Annotated in this window: 17 protein-coding genes and 1 riboswitch; of the genes, 2 read left to right on the plus strand and 15 right to left on the minus strand. The window is 26.3% G+C overall.

The genetic code is table 11. The features are described 5' to 3' along the window. Nucleotides 1-42: 42 nt before the first annotated feature. Nucleotides 43-146, minus strand: a riboswitch (SAM riboswitch). Nucleotides 147-328: 182 nt separating this feature from the next. Continuing rightward, a complete protein-coding gene (locus tag I2H23_RS09445; RefSeq protein ID WP_195581553.1) occupies nucleotides 329-886 on the minus strand; it encodes a hypothetical protein in 558 nt (185 codons plus the stop codon). A gap of 238 nt (nucleotides 887-1,124) precedes the next feature. Between I2H23_RS09445 and I2H23_RS09450 the strand changes: the two genes are divergently transcribed. Both I2H23_RS09450 and I2H23_RS09455 read left to right on the plus strand, forming a co-directional pair. Further along, a complete protein-coding gene (locus I2H23_RS09450) occupies nucleotides 1,125-1,724 on the plus strand; it encodes a hypothetical protein (RefSeq protein WP_166505550.1) in 600 nt (199 codons plus the stop codon). Between the two features lie 318 nt (nucleotides 1,725-2,042). Beyond that, nucleotides 2,043-2,996 carry an L-lactate dehydrogenase gene (locus I2H23_RS09455; RefSeq protein WP_166505551.1) on the plus strand — a complete coding sequence of 318 codons (954 nt, stop codon included), beginning with the start codon at nucleotides 2,043-2,045 and terminating at the stop codon, nucleotides 2,994-2,996. A gap of 97 nt (nucleotides 2,997-3,093) precedes the next feature. Here the strand turns inward: I2H23_RS09455 and I2H23_RS09460 are convergent, their stop codons facing one another. The 14 genes from I2H23_RS09460 to mutL form a co-directional block, all read right to left on the minus strand. Continuing rightward, nucleotides 3,094-3,624 carry a transcription repressor NadR gene (locus tag I2H23_RS09460; RefSeq protein ID WP_242977238.1) on the minus strand — a complete coding sequence of 177 codons (531 nt, stop codon included), beginning with the start codon at nucleotides 3,622-3,624 and terminating at the stop codon, nucleotides 3,094-3,096. A gap of 260 nt (nucleotides 3,625-3,884) precedes the next feature. Further along, a complete protein-coding gene (locus tag I2H23_RS15380; protein WP_240275773.1) occupies nucleotides 3,885-4,043 on the minus strand; it encodes a hypothetical protein in 159 nt (52 codons plus the stop codon). 227 nt (nucleotides 4,044-4,270) lie between these two features. Then, complete coding sequence (locus tag I2H23_RS09470) at nucleotides 4,271-4,723, minus strand: YdcF family protein (RefSeq protein ID WP_195581612.1); 453 nt, start codon at nucleotides 4,721-4,723, stop codon at nucleotides 4,271-4,273. A 13-nt stretch (nucleotides 4,724-4,736) separates the two neighbouring features. Then, nucleotides 4,737-5,288, minus strand: coding sequence for a hypothetical protein (locus I2H23_RS09475; RefSeq protein ID WP_195581554.1), 552 nt, complete (start codon nucleotides 5,286-5,288; stop codon nucleotides 4,737-4,739). A gap of 53 nt (nucleotides 5,289-5,341) precedes the next feature. Continuing rightward, nucleotides 5,342-5,998 (minus strand): hypothetical protein, encoded by a 657-nt coding sequence (locus I2H23_RS09480; RefSeq protein WP_195581555.1) that lies wholly within the window; start codon nucleotides 5,996-5,998, stop codon nucleotides 5,342-5,344. A gap of 274 nt (nucleotides 5,999-6,272) precedes the next feature. Further along, the gene (locus I2H23_RS09485; RefSeq protein WP_195581556.1) at nucleotides 6,273-7,745 is read right to left on the minus strand and encodes a protein adenylyltransferase SelO; all 1,473 of its coding nucleotides are present in this window, start codon (nucleotides 7,743-7,745) and stop codon (nucleotides 6,273-6,275) included. Nucleotides 7,746-7,865: 120 nt separating this feature from the next. Beyond that, nucleotides 7,866-8,579 carry a DUF434 domain-containing protein gene (locus I2H23_RS09490; protein WP_166505555.1) on the minus strand — a complete coding sequence of 238 codons (714 nt, stop codon included), beginning with the start codon at nucleotides 8,577-8,579 and terminating at the stop codon, nucleotides 7,866-7,868. An 81-nt stretch (nucleotides 8,580-8,660) separates the two neighbouring features. Then, the gene (locus I2H23_RS09495) at nucleotides 8,661-10,430 is read right to left on the minus strand and encodes a hypothetical protein (protein WP_242871312.1); all 1,770 of its coding nucleotides are present in this window, start codon (nucleotides 10,428-10,430) and stop codon (nucleotides 8,661-8,663) included. A 156-nt stretch (nucleotides 10,431-10,586) separates the two neighbouring features. Continuing rightward, a complete protein-coding gene (locus tag I2H23_RS09500; protein ID WP_092925443.1) occupies nucleotides 10,587-10,784 on the minus strand; it encodes a hypothetical protein in 198 nt (65 codons plus the stop codon). 191 nt (nucleotides 10,785-10,975) lie between these two features. Beyond that, nucleotides 10,976-11,071: a helicase C-terminal domain-containing protein gene (locus tag I2H23_RS09505; protein ID WP_166505556.1), complete on the minus strand. Its 96-nt coding sequence runs from the start codon at nucleotides 11,069-11,071 to the stop codon at nucleotides 10,976-10,978. Between the two features lie 329 nt (nucleotides 11,072-11,400). After that, the gene (locus tag I2H23_RS09510) at nucleotides 11,401-12,678 is read right to left on the minus strand and encodes a methionine gamma-lyase family protein (protein WP_092925439.1); all 1,278 of its coding nucleotides are present in this window, start codon (nucleotides 12,676-12,678) and stop codon (nucleotides 11,401-11,403) included. Nucleotides 12,679-12,836: 158 nt separating this feature from the next. Next, complete coding sequence (gene hfq, locus I2H23_RS09515; protein ID WP_092925437.1) at nucleotides 12,837-13,079, minus strand: RNA chaperone Hfq; 243 nt, start codon at nucleotides 13,077-13,079, stop codon at nucleotides 12,837-12,839. A gap of 85 nt (nucleotides 13,080-13,164) precedes the next feature. Then, on the minus strand, nucleotides 13,165-14,106 hold the full coding sequence (gene miaA, locus I2H23_RS09520) for a tRNA (adenosine(37)-N6)-dimethylallyltransferase MiaA (protein ID WP_092925434.1): 942 nt from the start codon (nucleotides 14,104-14,106) through the stop codon (nucleotides 13,165-13,167). Between the two features lie 14 nt (nucleotides 14,107-14,120). Beyond that, nucleotides 14,121-16,241 (minus strand): DNA mismatch repair endonuclease MutL, encoded by a 2,121-nt coding sequence (mutL, locus tag I2H23_RS09525; protein WP_166505557.1) that lies wholly within the window; start codon nucleotides 16,239-16,241, stop codon nucleotides 14,121-14,123. Nucleotides 16,242-16,254: the final 13 nt, after the last annotated feature.

The raw sequence follows: 16,254 nt of genomic DNA on the forward strand, positions 1-16,254 counted from the left end.
TTTATCTAGGAAGCCTTTTATTAACGCAACAAATCAATATGCCTTTTATCTCTCAGGAAAACTCCTGCAGGATTTAGCACAATTCTAACTAAGTTAGCTGTTGCCAGGCTTCATAGGGCCAGTCCCTCCACTATTCTTAATAAAAGACTTTCTACTTATTTTTATTATTTAATAAGTATTATATATTATAATTATCGAAATTATAATTTAATAAATTAATTTATATATATATTTATATGTATATGTTCATAAAATATTTTATACTATAACTTACCATTTTTGCTTAATTATTGATTATTCCAAATTACTATATTCTATAAAATTTTGTCTAGTTTTGAGTTTTTACTACATATTTATTTCTAACCTCTTTAGGTAGAATATTCCATACATAAACTGCTAAAGAGAAATCTAACATACTATGTATTATAGTTCCAACTCCTATTAATCCTATAACAGATACTAAAAAACCTTGATTATAAAATCCTTCCGAAAGGTTTGATGAAAAATAAAAAGGTATAATTACTAAAACTTCTCCAATAGCATGAATTAATCCTATAACAAATGAATATCCTAAAGAACTTTTTATACTCTTTATAAGATCCCTATTTTTGTTTAAGTAAATACACCCAATACTAACAAATAATAAATGACTTAGTGCTCTAATTACAATTGGTAATGGGAAACCACCAAATAAAAAACCTATTGTAGTTCCAAGTGTTACAAATAGAACAGTCTTTGATGATATAAACATAGCTATAAATATTGGTATATGACTAGCTAATGTAAAAGATGCCGGTTCTAATATTATTTTAATTGGTGAAAACATTGGTATAATAATTCCCATTGCACATAAAAGTGCTGATAATACAATATTTTTAGTTCTCATATCTCTCCTCCAAATATATTTTTTAATTTAGTATATTTAATTCATATTACATGTGTCTTTACATATATATTTACAGTTTAGTGACTAAATTTATAATTGTCAAATACTTTTTTATGTTTATTCATTTAAGCTTGCTTACATATATAAAATTAATTTATTCATATTTATAATTTTTTAATATTGATAATATCAACTAATATGCTATAATTTACATAAATTTTCAATGAGTGGTGATATTATGAATGAATATATTGGGATAATCATAAGAAATCAAAATGATAAGTTTTTACTTTGTGATGGAAGCTTTTATATAAAAACTAAATTAGATTCTAATAGGGATATTAAGAATATAATAAAAACCGAAATATACAATGTATTAGAAAAAGACATATTTAAGATAAGAAAAATTTTTGAAGAAAAAATTATTCATATATATGAAGAAATAACACTTTACTTAGTTGATGTTGGAGTTTATACCAATGACTATGATTTTATGTCAATAGACAAGATAGTAAGTGAAATTATAAATTTTGATGATAAAAATTTTTTTAATGAATATATATTAAAACCTGAAGAATACTCTAACATACTCTCAACTACATTTACTTTGCTTATGCTTGTTATCACAGTTAATATATTTCATTTACCACAATTTATACATAATATTTCTTCATATACTCTGAGTGGATTTTCACTTATTTTTATATATTCAATATTTAATAAATACTTAAAACCAAAGTTAATAAAATACTTATCTTACTTTAAATTTAATGTTAAAATTGCTAACTATATAACATCACTTTTACTAGTTATATATTGTATAATAACTTTATTTTAAATACTAGCTATCTATATATGAATCTATAATCAAATTTTTAAGTAAAATATAATACAAAAGCTACTTTAACTTTATATAATTTAATGATTTTTTATTCTTTTATTATCAATTCATCCTTTACTTTATAAAGATTCAGCAGTATAATAATGCCGAATACATCAATTTATAATTTTTTATAAAATAAATATATAATAATGATTTTATAACCAATATAGACTTAACTAATAAAATTTATAGGTTGCTTATCTTATTTCTTAAGCCATACAAATAAATTCATTTCAAAACACTTTACAAAAGACAACTTTAGGAGGATGACTTATGTGTTTAAAATTAAGAAAAATAGCAATAGTAGGTACGGGACTAGTTGGGTCTAGCTGTGGATTTGCACTAGTTAATCAATGTGTATGTGATGAGCTTTTAATGATTGATATAAATGAAGAAAAAGCTAAAGGCGAAGCTTGGGATTTAACTCACGGAGTAGAATTTATGTCTCAAAGAACTAAAATAAGACAAGCAACATTTGCAGATTGTAGTGATGCTGATATTGTTATATTTACTGCAGGACCAGCACCTAAACAAGGTCAATCTAGACTTGATACTTTAGAAGTTAGTGCTTCTATATGTAACTCAGTAATTAAGGAAATAATGAAATCAGGATTTGATGGTTTCTTTGTAGTTGCTTCAAATCCAGTTGATATAATTTCATATCATATATGGAAGTTATCTGGACTTCCTAAAAACAGAATAATAGGAACAGGAACTACCATAGATTCATCAAGATTAAAAAACTTCTTATCTAAATATTTAGATGAAGTGGACACAAGATCTATACATGCATATTCTATGGGTGAACATGGAGATTCTCAAATGGTTCCTTGGTCAAATGTTAGCATTGCAGGTAAACCGCTTTTAACCTTAATTGAAGAAAACAAAAAACTAAAAAAAGAAATAGATTTAGATAATTTAGTAGAAAAAACTGCTAAAGCTGGTTGGGAAGTATACAATAGAAAAGGTACTACTTACTATGGTATAGCTTCAGCAGTTGTTGGAATCATAAAATCAATATTTAGTGATGAAAGAAGAATCTTACCAGTTTCAGCTTTACTTGAAGGTGAATATGGAGAAACAGATGTATATACAGGTGTCCCAACTATAATAGGTATAAATGGAGCTGAAAAAGTTATAGAAATCGATATGACTGAAGAAGAAAAGGCTAAGTTTAATAATTCAAATAATATACTAAGACAATATTTAAAAAGTATTGGATATTAATTTATATTTAAATAAAAAGTAAGGAGGAACGATTTGTTCCCCCTTACTTTTTATTTAAATTATATAGTTTCATCTCAGTTTTAATATACAATATAGATTAATATAAATACCCTTTTTCAGTTAAAGAGTTTACAACTTGTTCGTAAGTTTTTTCATCTTTGCACTTTATCGTGTGAAGATGTACACCATCTGTTAAATGAGATAGAGGGCTAGTTTCTTTTGAATTTAACTTGTTTATAAATTCTTTTACATCTCTTCTACATTCTAAGTGCAGATTGCCACTAATTTGACCATATATACTATGCTCTACTATTACATCTTCAACTATAACACCTTCATCAACTATAGTATTTAATTCATCTTCTATATCTTCTTTATCATGCTTACAAGCTATAGTTTTTATTATATAATTGTCTTCTTTATTGTCATTTAATATATACCCTCTTGGAGTAGATATAATATGGATGCCACTAGCTCTAAGAAGAGCAACATCTCCTACTATAACTTGTCTACTTACATTAAGTTCACTTGATAGTTTTGATCCACTCACAGCTTTATTTTTATTTTTTAGTAGATTTAATATCTTATCTCTTCTATCTGAACCTGTCATTTTAATACCTCTTTTCATATACATGCTATTTTTATTATATCTTAATAAATGTTGCTTATCTATAAAATAATATAAAATATCTATAGCAAAACTACATTTAATTCATAATAAAAGTCTGAGTATAATACCCAAACTGTTATTATTTATATAATATAATTTTAATATATTTAACAGTAAACTCTTTAATTTATTATGCCAATTTAATCACTGTACCATCTTTAGTATCTTATTATAATTATATATATTTTTTTCTTATTTAATATATAAATTTGATACTATTAACTACAACCAGTGCATCCATGGCAGCCTGCACCTTGAGGCATATTATCAACATTTATTATAAATCCGTTAGGTGTTTCTATAATTGTCACATCTTTATATTTCTCATACTCTAACTTATCCATAACAAAATGTAGTCCATCTATAAAATACTCCACATCGGATTCTTCTTTTTCATCTAATGCTAGATTAAATATTGCTCCGCTACATCCAAATCCTGCAAAATATATTCTTATTGTGCCCGGTTTATCTTTATTTTTTTTCTATTATACCTTTTAATAAATTTATTGCAGATTGTGGTAAATTTACCTTCATATCTAGTACCTCCATCTATTTATATATACTTATACTTATTCAATAAATAGATTATTGATGTTATTTAAAACTAAAAATTGATTGGTAATAATGAATTAATAACTAAGACTAAATATAAAAGTATAATAATGATATTTAACCATTTATATATGAACAATATAGCTATAAACTCTCGAATCAGCGCGCTTGGGAGAAAATAAAAAGCTGTAGGAGCTCCTACACCATTTGCCTTTAATCCAACCTTACGAGCAAATATTGATGCACGGAATACATGATAATTATTAGTTACAAAAATACATTTATAATTACCTGATTTATCCATAATTGCCTTAGAAAACTTCATGTTCTCATACGTTGTTGTGGATTTATCCTCAGCAATAATATCTTCATTATTTATACCTTGTGATATTAAGTATTTTTTCATAGCATATGCTTCTGAAACTAACTCATCTGGACCTTGACCTCCAGATACAATTATCTTAGGTAAATTCCCTCTGTCTTTTTGATCTTTATATATATCAATTCCTTTATCTAATCTACTTTGTTAAAAGAGGTGGTACTCTATCTCCAATCAATCCAGAACCAAGAACTATTATATAATTTATATTGTTTCTTACTGGTATCACTTGGTATATATATGAATAAATTAAATAGCTTATAAACATAAATCCTAAATATACTGACATTACGATTTTTGATATAATAACCATATAAGTAAATACATTTAATTTATTACCATGATATATCAATACGTAACTAAGAAATATCATAATAAATATATATATACCTATAATTAACGAAAGAAGATTTGCTAACTTTTTCCCCTCTTTTTTTATCATACTTCTTCCATTTTTAATAAATAAAAATGCACATATTACTACTAATATAGGTATTAACCCATAGACTATTAAAAGTATTAAAGTGTTAGCAATATTACTTTTATCTGATAAAGTTGCTAATGTATAAAAAGTTATTCCTAAAAATCCAATTATTAATATAAGCCCTGTTAGAAAACTTCTTTTTTCTACTAGAAATAAAATTGTACCTGATAAAATTATGATTATACTGGTAAACAATAAGGTATTCATATTCATCCTTTCTTAATAAAGATAATTTTTTATCTTTTTCTAAATCTTACTATTTATTTAGAAAAAAGATAAAATATATCATTTTCATTATTATTTGAGAATAATTTATTCTCTTTTATCTGTAATATAGCTTTATCTGATTTTGAATTTTCTTTAAATTCATATCCTTTAACTGTAACTATTTTATTTTCACTGTCTTTTTCTAATTTGTTATACAAATTATCACTTATAATAATTTGACTTTTGAATAGACCTGTAATTAATATTTTTTTATCTACTACGCTTACTACTTTTAAATTGTTGTTTTCTACTTTATAATTAGTTAATTCTTTTAACTCATTCATATACTTAAAGTTTTTTATACCATCATATCTTGGTATTATTGCGGCCTCTTTATCATTTACCCTTACCTTCTCTAAATCTAATTTATTAGCTAATTTATTATATTCAGACTCTTTAATAACCATATTATTATTATCATCAACTTTAAGCATCTCAAAGTTTATTTCTTCAAATTTACACTTATTACTATTTAAGCTTTTCTCTATTGTATCAATTTGATCTTTTTCTCTTTTATTCCCTTCTATTGATATATAAGTTAATGGATAAGTAAAATCATCGTCTATAAAATTATCATATACAAATTTCCCTCCTATTAAAATTACTGCAGCTGAAAGTAATCCTACTATCGTTCTTTTACTAAGTTTCATAAATAATTCTCCTTTTATTTTTATATATGATTATATTATTATAAAACTTAAAATCTACATATTGATTTATCTTTCATAAAGATTACAAATTTGTAAGGTAAGATTATTAATAATATTTTAGCTAATTCAATATATTAGTAATAAAAAATTTACTTCGCCTAAGCGACGTGTCAGTGAAACACTTTATGTCGCCCACAATTTTTGAAGTATCATAATTTTCTTAAGTTTAAAAAGAGGCTTTTATATAAAAGCCTCTCTCATTTTTATTAATTTTTTATGTTCCACAATAAGTTCTATAAGAGCAGTTCGATGGTTTAGGTAACTTTGAATACTCTTCTTGCTCTTTTGAATGCTCATATGGTTTTGAAATAGCATTGATAAGATTTATCATAACTTCAAAGTTGCCTTTATCAGCAGCTTCTAAAGCTTCTTCTACTCTATAATTTCTTGGAATTACTGCTGGATTAGATTTCTTCATTAATTTAAGTATTTCCTCTTCTGAACTAGACTGTCTCTTGAGTCTTTCCTTCCAAATATTATACCAATTTTTAAATTCTTCACTACTAAACATACCTTTTTTGCTATTTTTATTAAATGTTAGCTCTATAAAAGTATTAGTATAATCTTCATTATATTTTTCCATCATATTAAGTAAATCTTCAATTATAGATTTATCTTGTTCCTCTTTATTAAATATTCCAAGCTTTGATCTCATTATTGATAGCCAATTTATATAATATAAATTTGAAAATTCAGAAACAGCATCTTGAGCTATTTTTATAGCTTCTTTTTGATCTTCATGTAATAATGGTAATAATGCTTCTGCAAGTCTACATAAATTCCACTCGGCCATAATTGGTTGATTTTTATATGCATAACGACCCTGAGTATCTATAGAACTAAATACAGTATTAGGGTTATATGTGTCCATAAATGCACAAGGACCATAGTCAATAGTTTCTCCACTAATAGTCATATTATCAGTGTTCATAACACCATGTATAAATCCAACGCTTTGCCATTTACTAACTAAGCTTGCATGTACTTTTATAACTTCCTTTAGTAAATTAATGTATTTATCTTCATCATCAGCTATATGTGGAAAGTGTCTTTTTAATGAATAATCTGCTAAAGCCTTAATATCACTTGTACTTCCAAAATTTGCTGCATACTCAAATGTTCCAAATCTAATATGACTAGATGCAATACGAGTAAGTATTGCTCCTTGTTTTATATCTTCTCGAATTACAGATTCACCAGTTTTAATTACTGCCAAGCTGCGGGTAGTTGGAATACCTAAACCATACATAGCTTCACTTATTATATATTCACGAAGCATAGGGCCAAGTACTGCCCTCCCATCTCCTCGGCGAGAGTATGGTGTTTTACCAGAGCCTTTAAGTTGAATATCATATCTTTCACCACTTGGTGTTATTTGTTCACCGATTAATAATGCTCTTCCATCTCCCAGCATTGTAAAATACCCAAATTGATGTCCTGCATAAGCCTGTGCAATAAAAGCGCCTTCTTCTATTTTTTTGTTACCTGCAAGTATTGATACTCCTTCATCACTTTTAAGAGCATCGCTATTAAGCCCTAAAGATTCTGCTAGTGGATAATTTAGAATAACTAATTTTGGTGAACTTACTTTATTTAAATTAATCTTACTAAAAAATGTTTTGGGTAAAGTAATATAGCTATTATCTAAATTCCATCCTATTTTTTTAGTTTCGTTCTTATTAGTCATTTTTTCTCCTATCTATTTTTTATATTTAATTTATCTTATATTAATTTTTATATATTCTATTTTTATATATTATTTTCATTTGCTACTTTTTTATTTATTATTTATAAATTAACCTTATATCTATGTGTTCAGATCTATAATATTTGCTTCTTGTATATACTTATCTATTATCTCTTTTGCTATATTAAAATAACTTATACATTTATCAATTATAGCTGCATCGCTACTAACTACTCTATCTAACTTATCTAGTATTATATCTGCATTGTTAACTAATACAACATCAGTATTAAATTTCCAATTTTTTGTATGATCTAATATTTTATATTTTAGATTACCAGAATTAGAAACTGGAGAATCTAAATAAAATATAACTTCGCTAGGATCATATTCATTAAAAAACATTCCAATTAAATTTAATGCTTCTTCTGTTTTATCTATGATTTTATAAGTTCCTCTAAGCCCTGCTAAATCCCTAATATTTTCATCAGTTCCTATGATTAATGTTCCTTTAGATAATGCGACTTCTAGTGTTATTATCAAGTTGAATCCATCTATATATATAGTTCCTTCACTTACCTTATCTATTGGAAGTTTTTTAGATTCTCTTATCATTTTCTTTTTATAAGAACATACAGATCTTTTTATAGCATCCCTTTGTCTTATTGAGAATTGATATTTATTTGAAACAAAATTTACTACCGGTTCTATTTTATAATCTCTATTTATCAACCATTCTACTTCTTCTTTAGCTTTTTTTAGTTTCATCAATTCTTTATCAGAAAACCATCTTTTATCATTTTCATCAAATCCACGCCTAGATATTTTAGCCATATTATATTTTACCCCTTATTATATAAAATTCGTTTCGTTCATGTCGCCAATGTCTTTGTACGTTGATCAAAATATTATTTATTACTTTTTATTTAATATATCTAAGTAATCAAATAAAGTAAATTTATCTTCACTAACAAAGCTACCTAGTCTATCCTTAGCCAAAGATATATACCAATCCTTATCAAGCTTATCTGGTATATCTTTATTTATAATATTACTATTATCTATAAATACTCTATCAGGAGTATAACTTATCTTCTCTAGCTTATTATCTGACTTCATTTTCATAACAGCAAAATCTAAATTCGACTTACTGGCAAATACCCTAAGGACTTTTAATTTTATCTCTTCGCTACCATATACAGCATGACTATATTTGCCAGTTATCTTAACACATTTTTGAAAATCTATAAGCTTATTAGAGTTATTTATAGTAGTTTCTATATCTACATCATTAATTAACTTTTCTTTCAAAGCTTTATTAACTATAGGTAAATCATTATCTATTAAACTTAATTTCTTTACATAAGTACCTTTACTTTTAATATTACCATCCTCTTTTATATAAATATAATTATTAACATCTTTTTGTATAATCTTCTTTATAAAATCATGTTCTAAATCCATCCTAGTTCTTTTGCACCATTTGCTACAAATATCTAAGTACTTATCTACATCTTCCTTAGAACTAAACTTAAACATAACTCCATCAGTATTGCCTTGTATAAATTCTGCACTGCTTCCAAACTCCAATTCTACCTTTTCTATAAGGTCTAATAGTAAAAGTTGTCCATTTACGCATATAGATATTCCTTGTCTAGGGTCATAAAGTTCATTATTAATATCCATACAGGCACCATAAGTGCTATTTAATACTAGTTTAAGAGATTTTTCTATAGGATTATTTTCTTTTTTAAATTTAATTCTAGTATCCCTTATTTCTTTGTACTTAGAAGGTTTTTTTACATTTCTACTAAGTAAATCATATTCTATCATTATAGAAGGATAAAAAGAGCTTACATCTGAGTTTACTATAAAGTCTTCCCCTTCATATTTTTTTCTAGCAGAGTGAAGTCCTCCCCAACCAAAATCAGTTTCAATTCCATATACATTAGTTCTTAGATATTTTTTTAAATCTCTATTATTATAATTTTCATACCAATCTTTTATATGATTATATTTACTAAGCTTTAAAGTATTGACTATATCAAATTCATTAGTATCATTCCTATCGTAATTAGGCTTTTTTGCACCTAGTATATATGCACTTAGTTGAGCTTCTGTTTTATTAAACATATCTTTATCTAAATTAAAGTATTCTATAAGCCCTAACTGTGCTTCATATTTATAATAAATCTGTTCAAATACTTTATAAGTCATTCTTACATCATGTAAACAATAAGATGTTAACTCATCTATTTCTTTTTTTGTTGGATATCTATCTAAATCAAAAGATACACTACTTTCTCTTATATCTTCTCCCATAAATAATTCAAGCTCTTTTAAACTTCTATAACTGTCACTTATCTCAAATATATATAAAGGTATCTTGTGTAAGTTTCTATCTATTTTCCATCCTGACACTTTTCGTTCAACAAGCTTATACGATACATCACAAGGATCTATGCCTGCTATTATTGACTTTAATATCCACTGATCGTATCCTCTTATATTATATCCTACCCATACTGATTCTTTATTTTTGTTAAATACTCTTAAAAGTTCTTCTCTATTATTTATTATAATATGTTCTTTTTGCGTTTTATAATCTTTCATACAGCACATCCAAAACCCTGCTTTAGATAGTACTTCAAAGTCTATTATTATACGTCTTCTTTCTTTTGCCATTAGCTCACGCCCTAAATTATATTTTGTTATATATTATACCCAATTTTTATATACCTCTAAATGTTTACTATAAGTTTATCCTCATCTTATTTTTAAGCGTGAATAAATGCTTGTTCAAATAGTAATTAACCTTTTCTTATTTTACGATAAAAAAAACTAATTTATAACCTTTATATAATCTGTGTATACTTCTCCTTTTAAACCATTTGGTCTTACTATCTTTATTAAATAGTAATCATCATCTAATTCTTCATATTCTTTAACAAAATAATTTCCTATTAATTCATTAAATTCATTGTATTTTAAATTTTTCTTTTTAAGGTATTTTTCTAGTATTTCTAATTCTTCTTTCATTTTTCACCTCTAGTATTTACCCCTATGTATCAATTTAATATTCCTTAAAACAAATTATATATCTTATCATTATATTTTATATCCTTTATTTATCTCCAGAACTTATCACAACAATTCTTAACGTCTTCACTTTTTCTAACTCTAATATTATCTCTCCAATCAGATGAAAATAAACTTTGATACCTTCTTTGCTAATACCTATTGTCTAAGAGAAGTATTACTCCTTTATCTCTATTAGTTCTTATACATCTTCTAGCTCCTTGAAGTACCTTAGTCATATAATCCATAATTCTTTGCTTGCTCTAAATATAGTGGATTTGTATTTTCATCTATTCTACCTTCTACTATTATGTCTAAACCTTCATATATAAAAGCATGCTTTATAGGTACTTCTGGTGTATAGTTTTCGCCATATAATTTTTTAACCCTTTTGTTCCCTCTAATTCCTTCTATTGCTTTTTCTCAACCTAACTATCTATTATCTATACTTCCTCGCCTCATTATAAATCCAACTAAGTTTCTTAGTGATATCTTTATATTATTCATATTAGTTTTCTTTTTATTAAAAAAATACCCTACATTATAGACTTATTATCTATAACATAGAGTATTTATATTAACTATTTTTTTTCATGTATTCTATAGCCTTTAATGTACCCATCTTAGAATGGTCAAATGTAAGTCCACCTTGGAAATATACATTATATGGAGGCTTTATAGGAGCATCTGCACTTAATTCTATAGAAGAACCTTGTATAAATGCACCTGCTGCCATTATAACATCGCTATCATATCCTGGCATTGCCCAAGGTACTGGCTTAACATATGAATCAACTGGTGCCGCTGCTTGTATTCCTTGACAGAATGCTATAACCTCATCAGCATTTTTAAGTCTAACTATTTGTATTATATCACTTCTTGGATCATCATACTTTGGAAGAACTTCATATCCTAACTTTTCAAACATTCTAGCACAGTATATTGCACCCATAACAGCTTGGCTAACTACATATGGAGCCATAAAGAATCCTTGAAGTACAGTTCTACTAGTACCAAATGTTAATCCACATTCTTTACCTATACCAGGAGAAGTTAATCTATATGATATAAGTTCTACTAAGTCTTTTCTTCCTACTATATATCCACCTGTTAGAGCAAGTCCACCACCTGGATTTTTTATAAGTGATCCTGCCATTATATCAGCACCTACATCTGTTGGCTCTTTAGTTTCTATAAATTCCCCATAACAGTTATCAACCATAACTATTACTTCAGGCTTTACACTTCTTACAGTATCTATTATCTCTTTTATATCTTCTATTGTTAAAGATTTTCTCCAAGAATATCCTTTAGACCTTTGTATCATTACAAGTTTAGTTTTATCATTTACCTTTTCTTTAATTCCTTCTAAGTCAACATTTCCATCTTCTAAGAAATCTACTTGGTTATAAGTTACTCCAAACTCTTTTAAAGAACCTTTTTCTTCTCTTATACCTATTACACCTTCTAATGTATCATATGGTTTCCCAGTAACTGATAATATCTCATCACCTGGTCTAACTATACCTTGTAAGCAAAGAGTTAGTGCATGAGTTCCATTAACTATTATAGGTCTAACTATTGCATCTTCTGCATTAAATACACTTGCATATATTTCTTCTATTTTTTCACGTCCAATATCATTGTATCCATACCCAGTTGTCCAGTTAAAGTGATTATCACTTAAGTTGGCTTCCTGCATTGCTTTTAATACTTTATATTGATTATATTCTCTTATTTTTTTTATTTCTTCAAATCTTGGTTCTATCTCTTTTATAACTTCTTCAGATAAGTTGAATGTTTCATCATCTAATCCGTAGAAACTTTGTAATAATTCTTTTGTTTCCTTTAGCATATTTTCCACCTGTCTTATTTATTTTAACAATCAAATTTTATCATATTGAATTTTTTAATGCAAATTAAAAAGTAAATTCACTAATATCTTCAAAAATATTTTACATTTATAATTAAATAAAAAAGGCTAACACATGTTAGCCTTTTATCTATCTAAGTTTATTTTTGCATATTTGGATTCTGTAAATTAATAGGTCTTGCAGGTATTATAGTTGATACCGCATGCTTATATATCATATTTTGTTGCTTGTTCTCGCCTTCTAATAATATTATATAACTATCAAACCCCTTAACTAAACCTTTTACTTGAACTCCATTCATTAAAAATATAGTTACAGGTGTTTTATCTTTTCTAGCATTATTTAAAAACATATCCTGTAAATTTAATACGGCATTTTTCATTTGTATATATCCTCCCGAGATCTTAATTAAATTTTAAAGATTAATATATTTTAATTTATTTTATACTATTCCTCTATACTCTATTTTATACAAGTTGTAATCTTTTTTCAATATAGTTATTTACTTCTTTTTCCAATTCTTTTTTATCACTATATTCATCTAGATTAAACCATTTCGCATCTTTATACCTTCTAAACCATGTTAATTGACGTTTTGCATATCTTCTAGAATCTCTTTTTATAATTTCTACTGCTTCGTCAAGAGTGTACTCTCCATCTAAATACTTTATTATCTCTTTGTAACCAATTCCTTGCATAGATATCATATCCTTAGTATATCCCATAGATAAAAGATTTTTAACCTCATCTATAAGTCCACAATCCATCATTATATCTACTCTTTTGTTTATTCTTTCATATAAATGTTCTCTTTCTCTATTTAGAACTATTATTATCGGTTCATATTTTTCATTAAATCTTAAGTCATTAGAAAAATCATTCATTTTTTCTCCGCTAAGACATACTTCTAATGCTCTTATAACTCTTTTTGTATTATTTTTGTGTATTCTATCCGCCGCATCACTATCTAGTTCTTTTAGTTTTTGATGCATATAATCTATTCCATTTTCTTTTAATTCTTGCTGTAATTTATCTCTTAATTCGTTGTTTGCATCAGATTTTGCAAAATCCATATTGTATATTAATGAGTTTAGATATAATCCCGTACCACCAGTTACTAAAACATTTTTACCTTCTTGATGTATTTTTTCTATATATTTGTTTGCTCGACTTTGAAATTCCGACACCGAAAAAGCATAGTTAGGTTTTACTTCATCTATCAAATAATGAGTTACACCGTTCATTTCCTCTTTAGTTACCTTCGCACTTCCTATATCCATATACTCATATATTTGCATAGAATCTGCTGAAATAATATCAGCATCTAAGGACTTTGCTAAATTTATTGATAATTCTGTTTTACCAACAGCTGTTGGTCCTGTAAGTATTATAAGTGGAATCTTTTTCATAATTACCTTCCTATCTACATAATTCTTTTGAACATTTTTTCTATTTCTTTTTTAGAAATCTCTACTAATACTGGTCTACCATGAGGACAAGTAAAAGGATTTTCACAAGCTTCCATCTGACTAAATAAGCTATTTATTTCTACATTTTTTATCTTATCATTAGCTTTTATAGCTGATCTACAAGCCATTGATGCAAACTTTTCTCCTTTTAGTTCATAGTTATTATTTATATCTTCTATATTGTCTATTATTTGTAGTATAAATTTCTCACTTTCAGGGACTCCAAATACAGTTGGTACACATCTTATCATTATATGATTATTACCAAAGATTTCAATTTCAAACCCAAATTTCATAAATAATTCCAAGTTTTTCTCTACCTGAAGCATATCTACATTTGATAACTCTAATATTATTGGATCTAGTAACATTTGCATACTTATATCACTTTTATAAAACTTGTCCATATACCTTTCGTATAAGACCTTTTCATGTGCTGCATGTTGATCTAGCAAATACATAGAATTTCCTTTGGACATTACTATATAAGTATCAAATATAGTTCCTAATACTTTGTATTCACTTAAAGAGAATTTACTTTTTTCCTCTTTAAAAAATCCTTCTTGAATACTTTCACTATCACTTGTTATAGATAAATCATTTATATTAGTAGTGTTTAATATATTGTTTTCTAAACTTTTTTGTAAGCTATCATTTTTATCTTCATCTAACTTACTTATTTCCTCTATAGAAAATGTTTTGTCTAAATTTATCTTTCCTTCTATTAAAAATTCATTATTTGAATCCTTAGTTAATTTAATATCGTCATCTATATAGATTTTAGGTGTATTTTCTTTTATAACATCCTCTTTAGTACTTTCTTCGTTGTATAAAATATTTTTGTTTTCATGTGAAACATTTATATTTTTGTCGTTTGATGTTTTACTTTTTAATACATCATCTAATCCTAAAAAATTATCTATAGGTTTTTGACTGTCTAATTCTACTACCTCTATCTTATCCATAGCTATATCATCTAAATTAACTTTGCCTTCTTTTTTATTTAGTATACTACTTTTATTATCTACTGCATTAATTTTATCTAAATTATTTATACTATCGCTAGCTTCATATTTTCCTATTAAATGATTGTTAAGTAATGTTCTTCTTATTAAATCTCTAAGTTCTATATATACTTCTTTTTCATTTTCAAACTTTACCTCAAGTTTTGTTGGATGTATATTAACATCTATACTACCTGGATTAATTTTTATATCTAAAAAGCATACAGCATGTTTATTTATAGGTATTATACCTTTATAAGCTTCATTTATAGCATCTAATATAATTTTACTTTTAACAAATCTATTGTTTATATATATATGCTGAAGGTTTTTATTTGAACGATACACATTATTATCTCCAACATAACCTTTTATTTCAAAGTTATCACTTTTATATTTAAGCTTAACTAAATTTTCACATACATCTTTTCCATATATACTTCTTATGGCGCTAATTAATCTATTATCTCCAGGTGTATTTAACATAGGTTTGTTGTTATTTATATATTTAAATTGAATATTAGGATTTCCTATAGCTAATTTGTTTATTAAATCACTTATATTTATAGTTTCAGCATGATTTGATTTTAAGAACTTTTGTCTAGCTGGAGTATTAAAGAATATATCTTTTATTATGATAGTAGTTCCATTAGAACATCCTACTGGTTCCTTAGATATAATCTTTCCACCCTCAACTATAACCTTGGTTCCTATTGATTCTTCCTTAGTTTTTGTTATCATTTCAAGCTTACTTACCGCACTTATAGATGCTAGTGCCTCTCCTCTAAAACCTAGGGAATATAAGTCATATAAATCATCAATTTTCTCAATTTTGCTTGTTGCATGTCTTAAAAATGACTTATCAACTTCACTAGAGGCTATACCACAACCATTATCAGTTATTCTTATTAACTTTTTACCACCGTCAATAATCTCAACTATTACTTTAGTACTTCCTGCATCTATACTATTTTCAACTAATTCCTTAACAACAGAAGATGGTCTTTCAACCACTTCTCCTGCTGCTATTTTATTTATAGTTAAATCGTCTAAGATGTTAATTCTATTCATATTTATTCCTCCC

This window comes from Romboutsia sp. BSD2780061687b_171204_C1, from assembly GCF_015560225.1.
In the GTDB taxonomy this organism is placed as follows: Bacteria; Bacillota; Clostridia; order Peptostreptococcales; family Peptostreptococcaceae; genus Romboutsia_C; species Romboutsia_C hominis.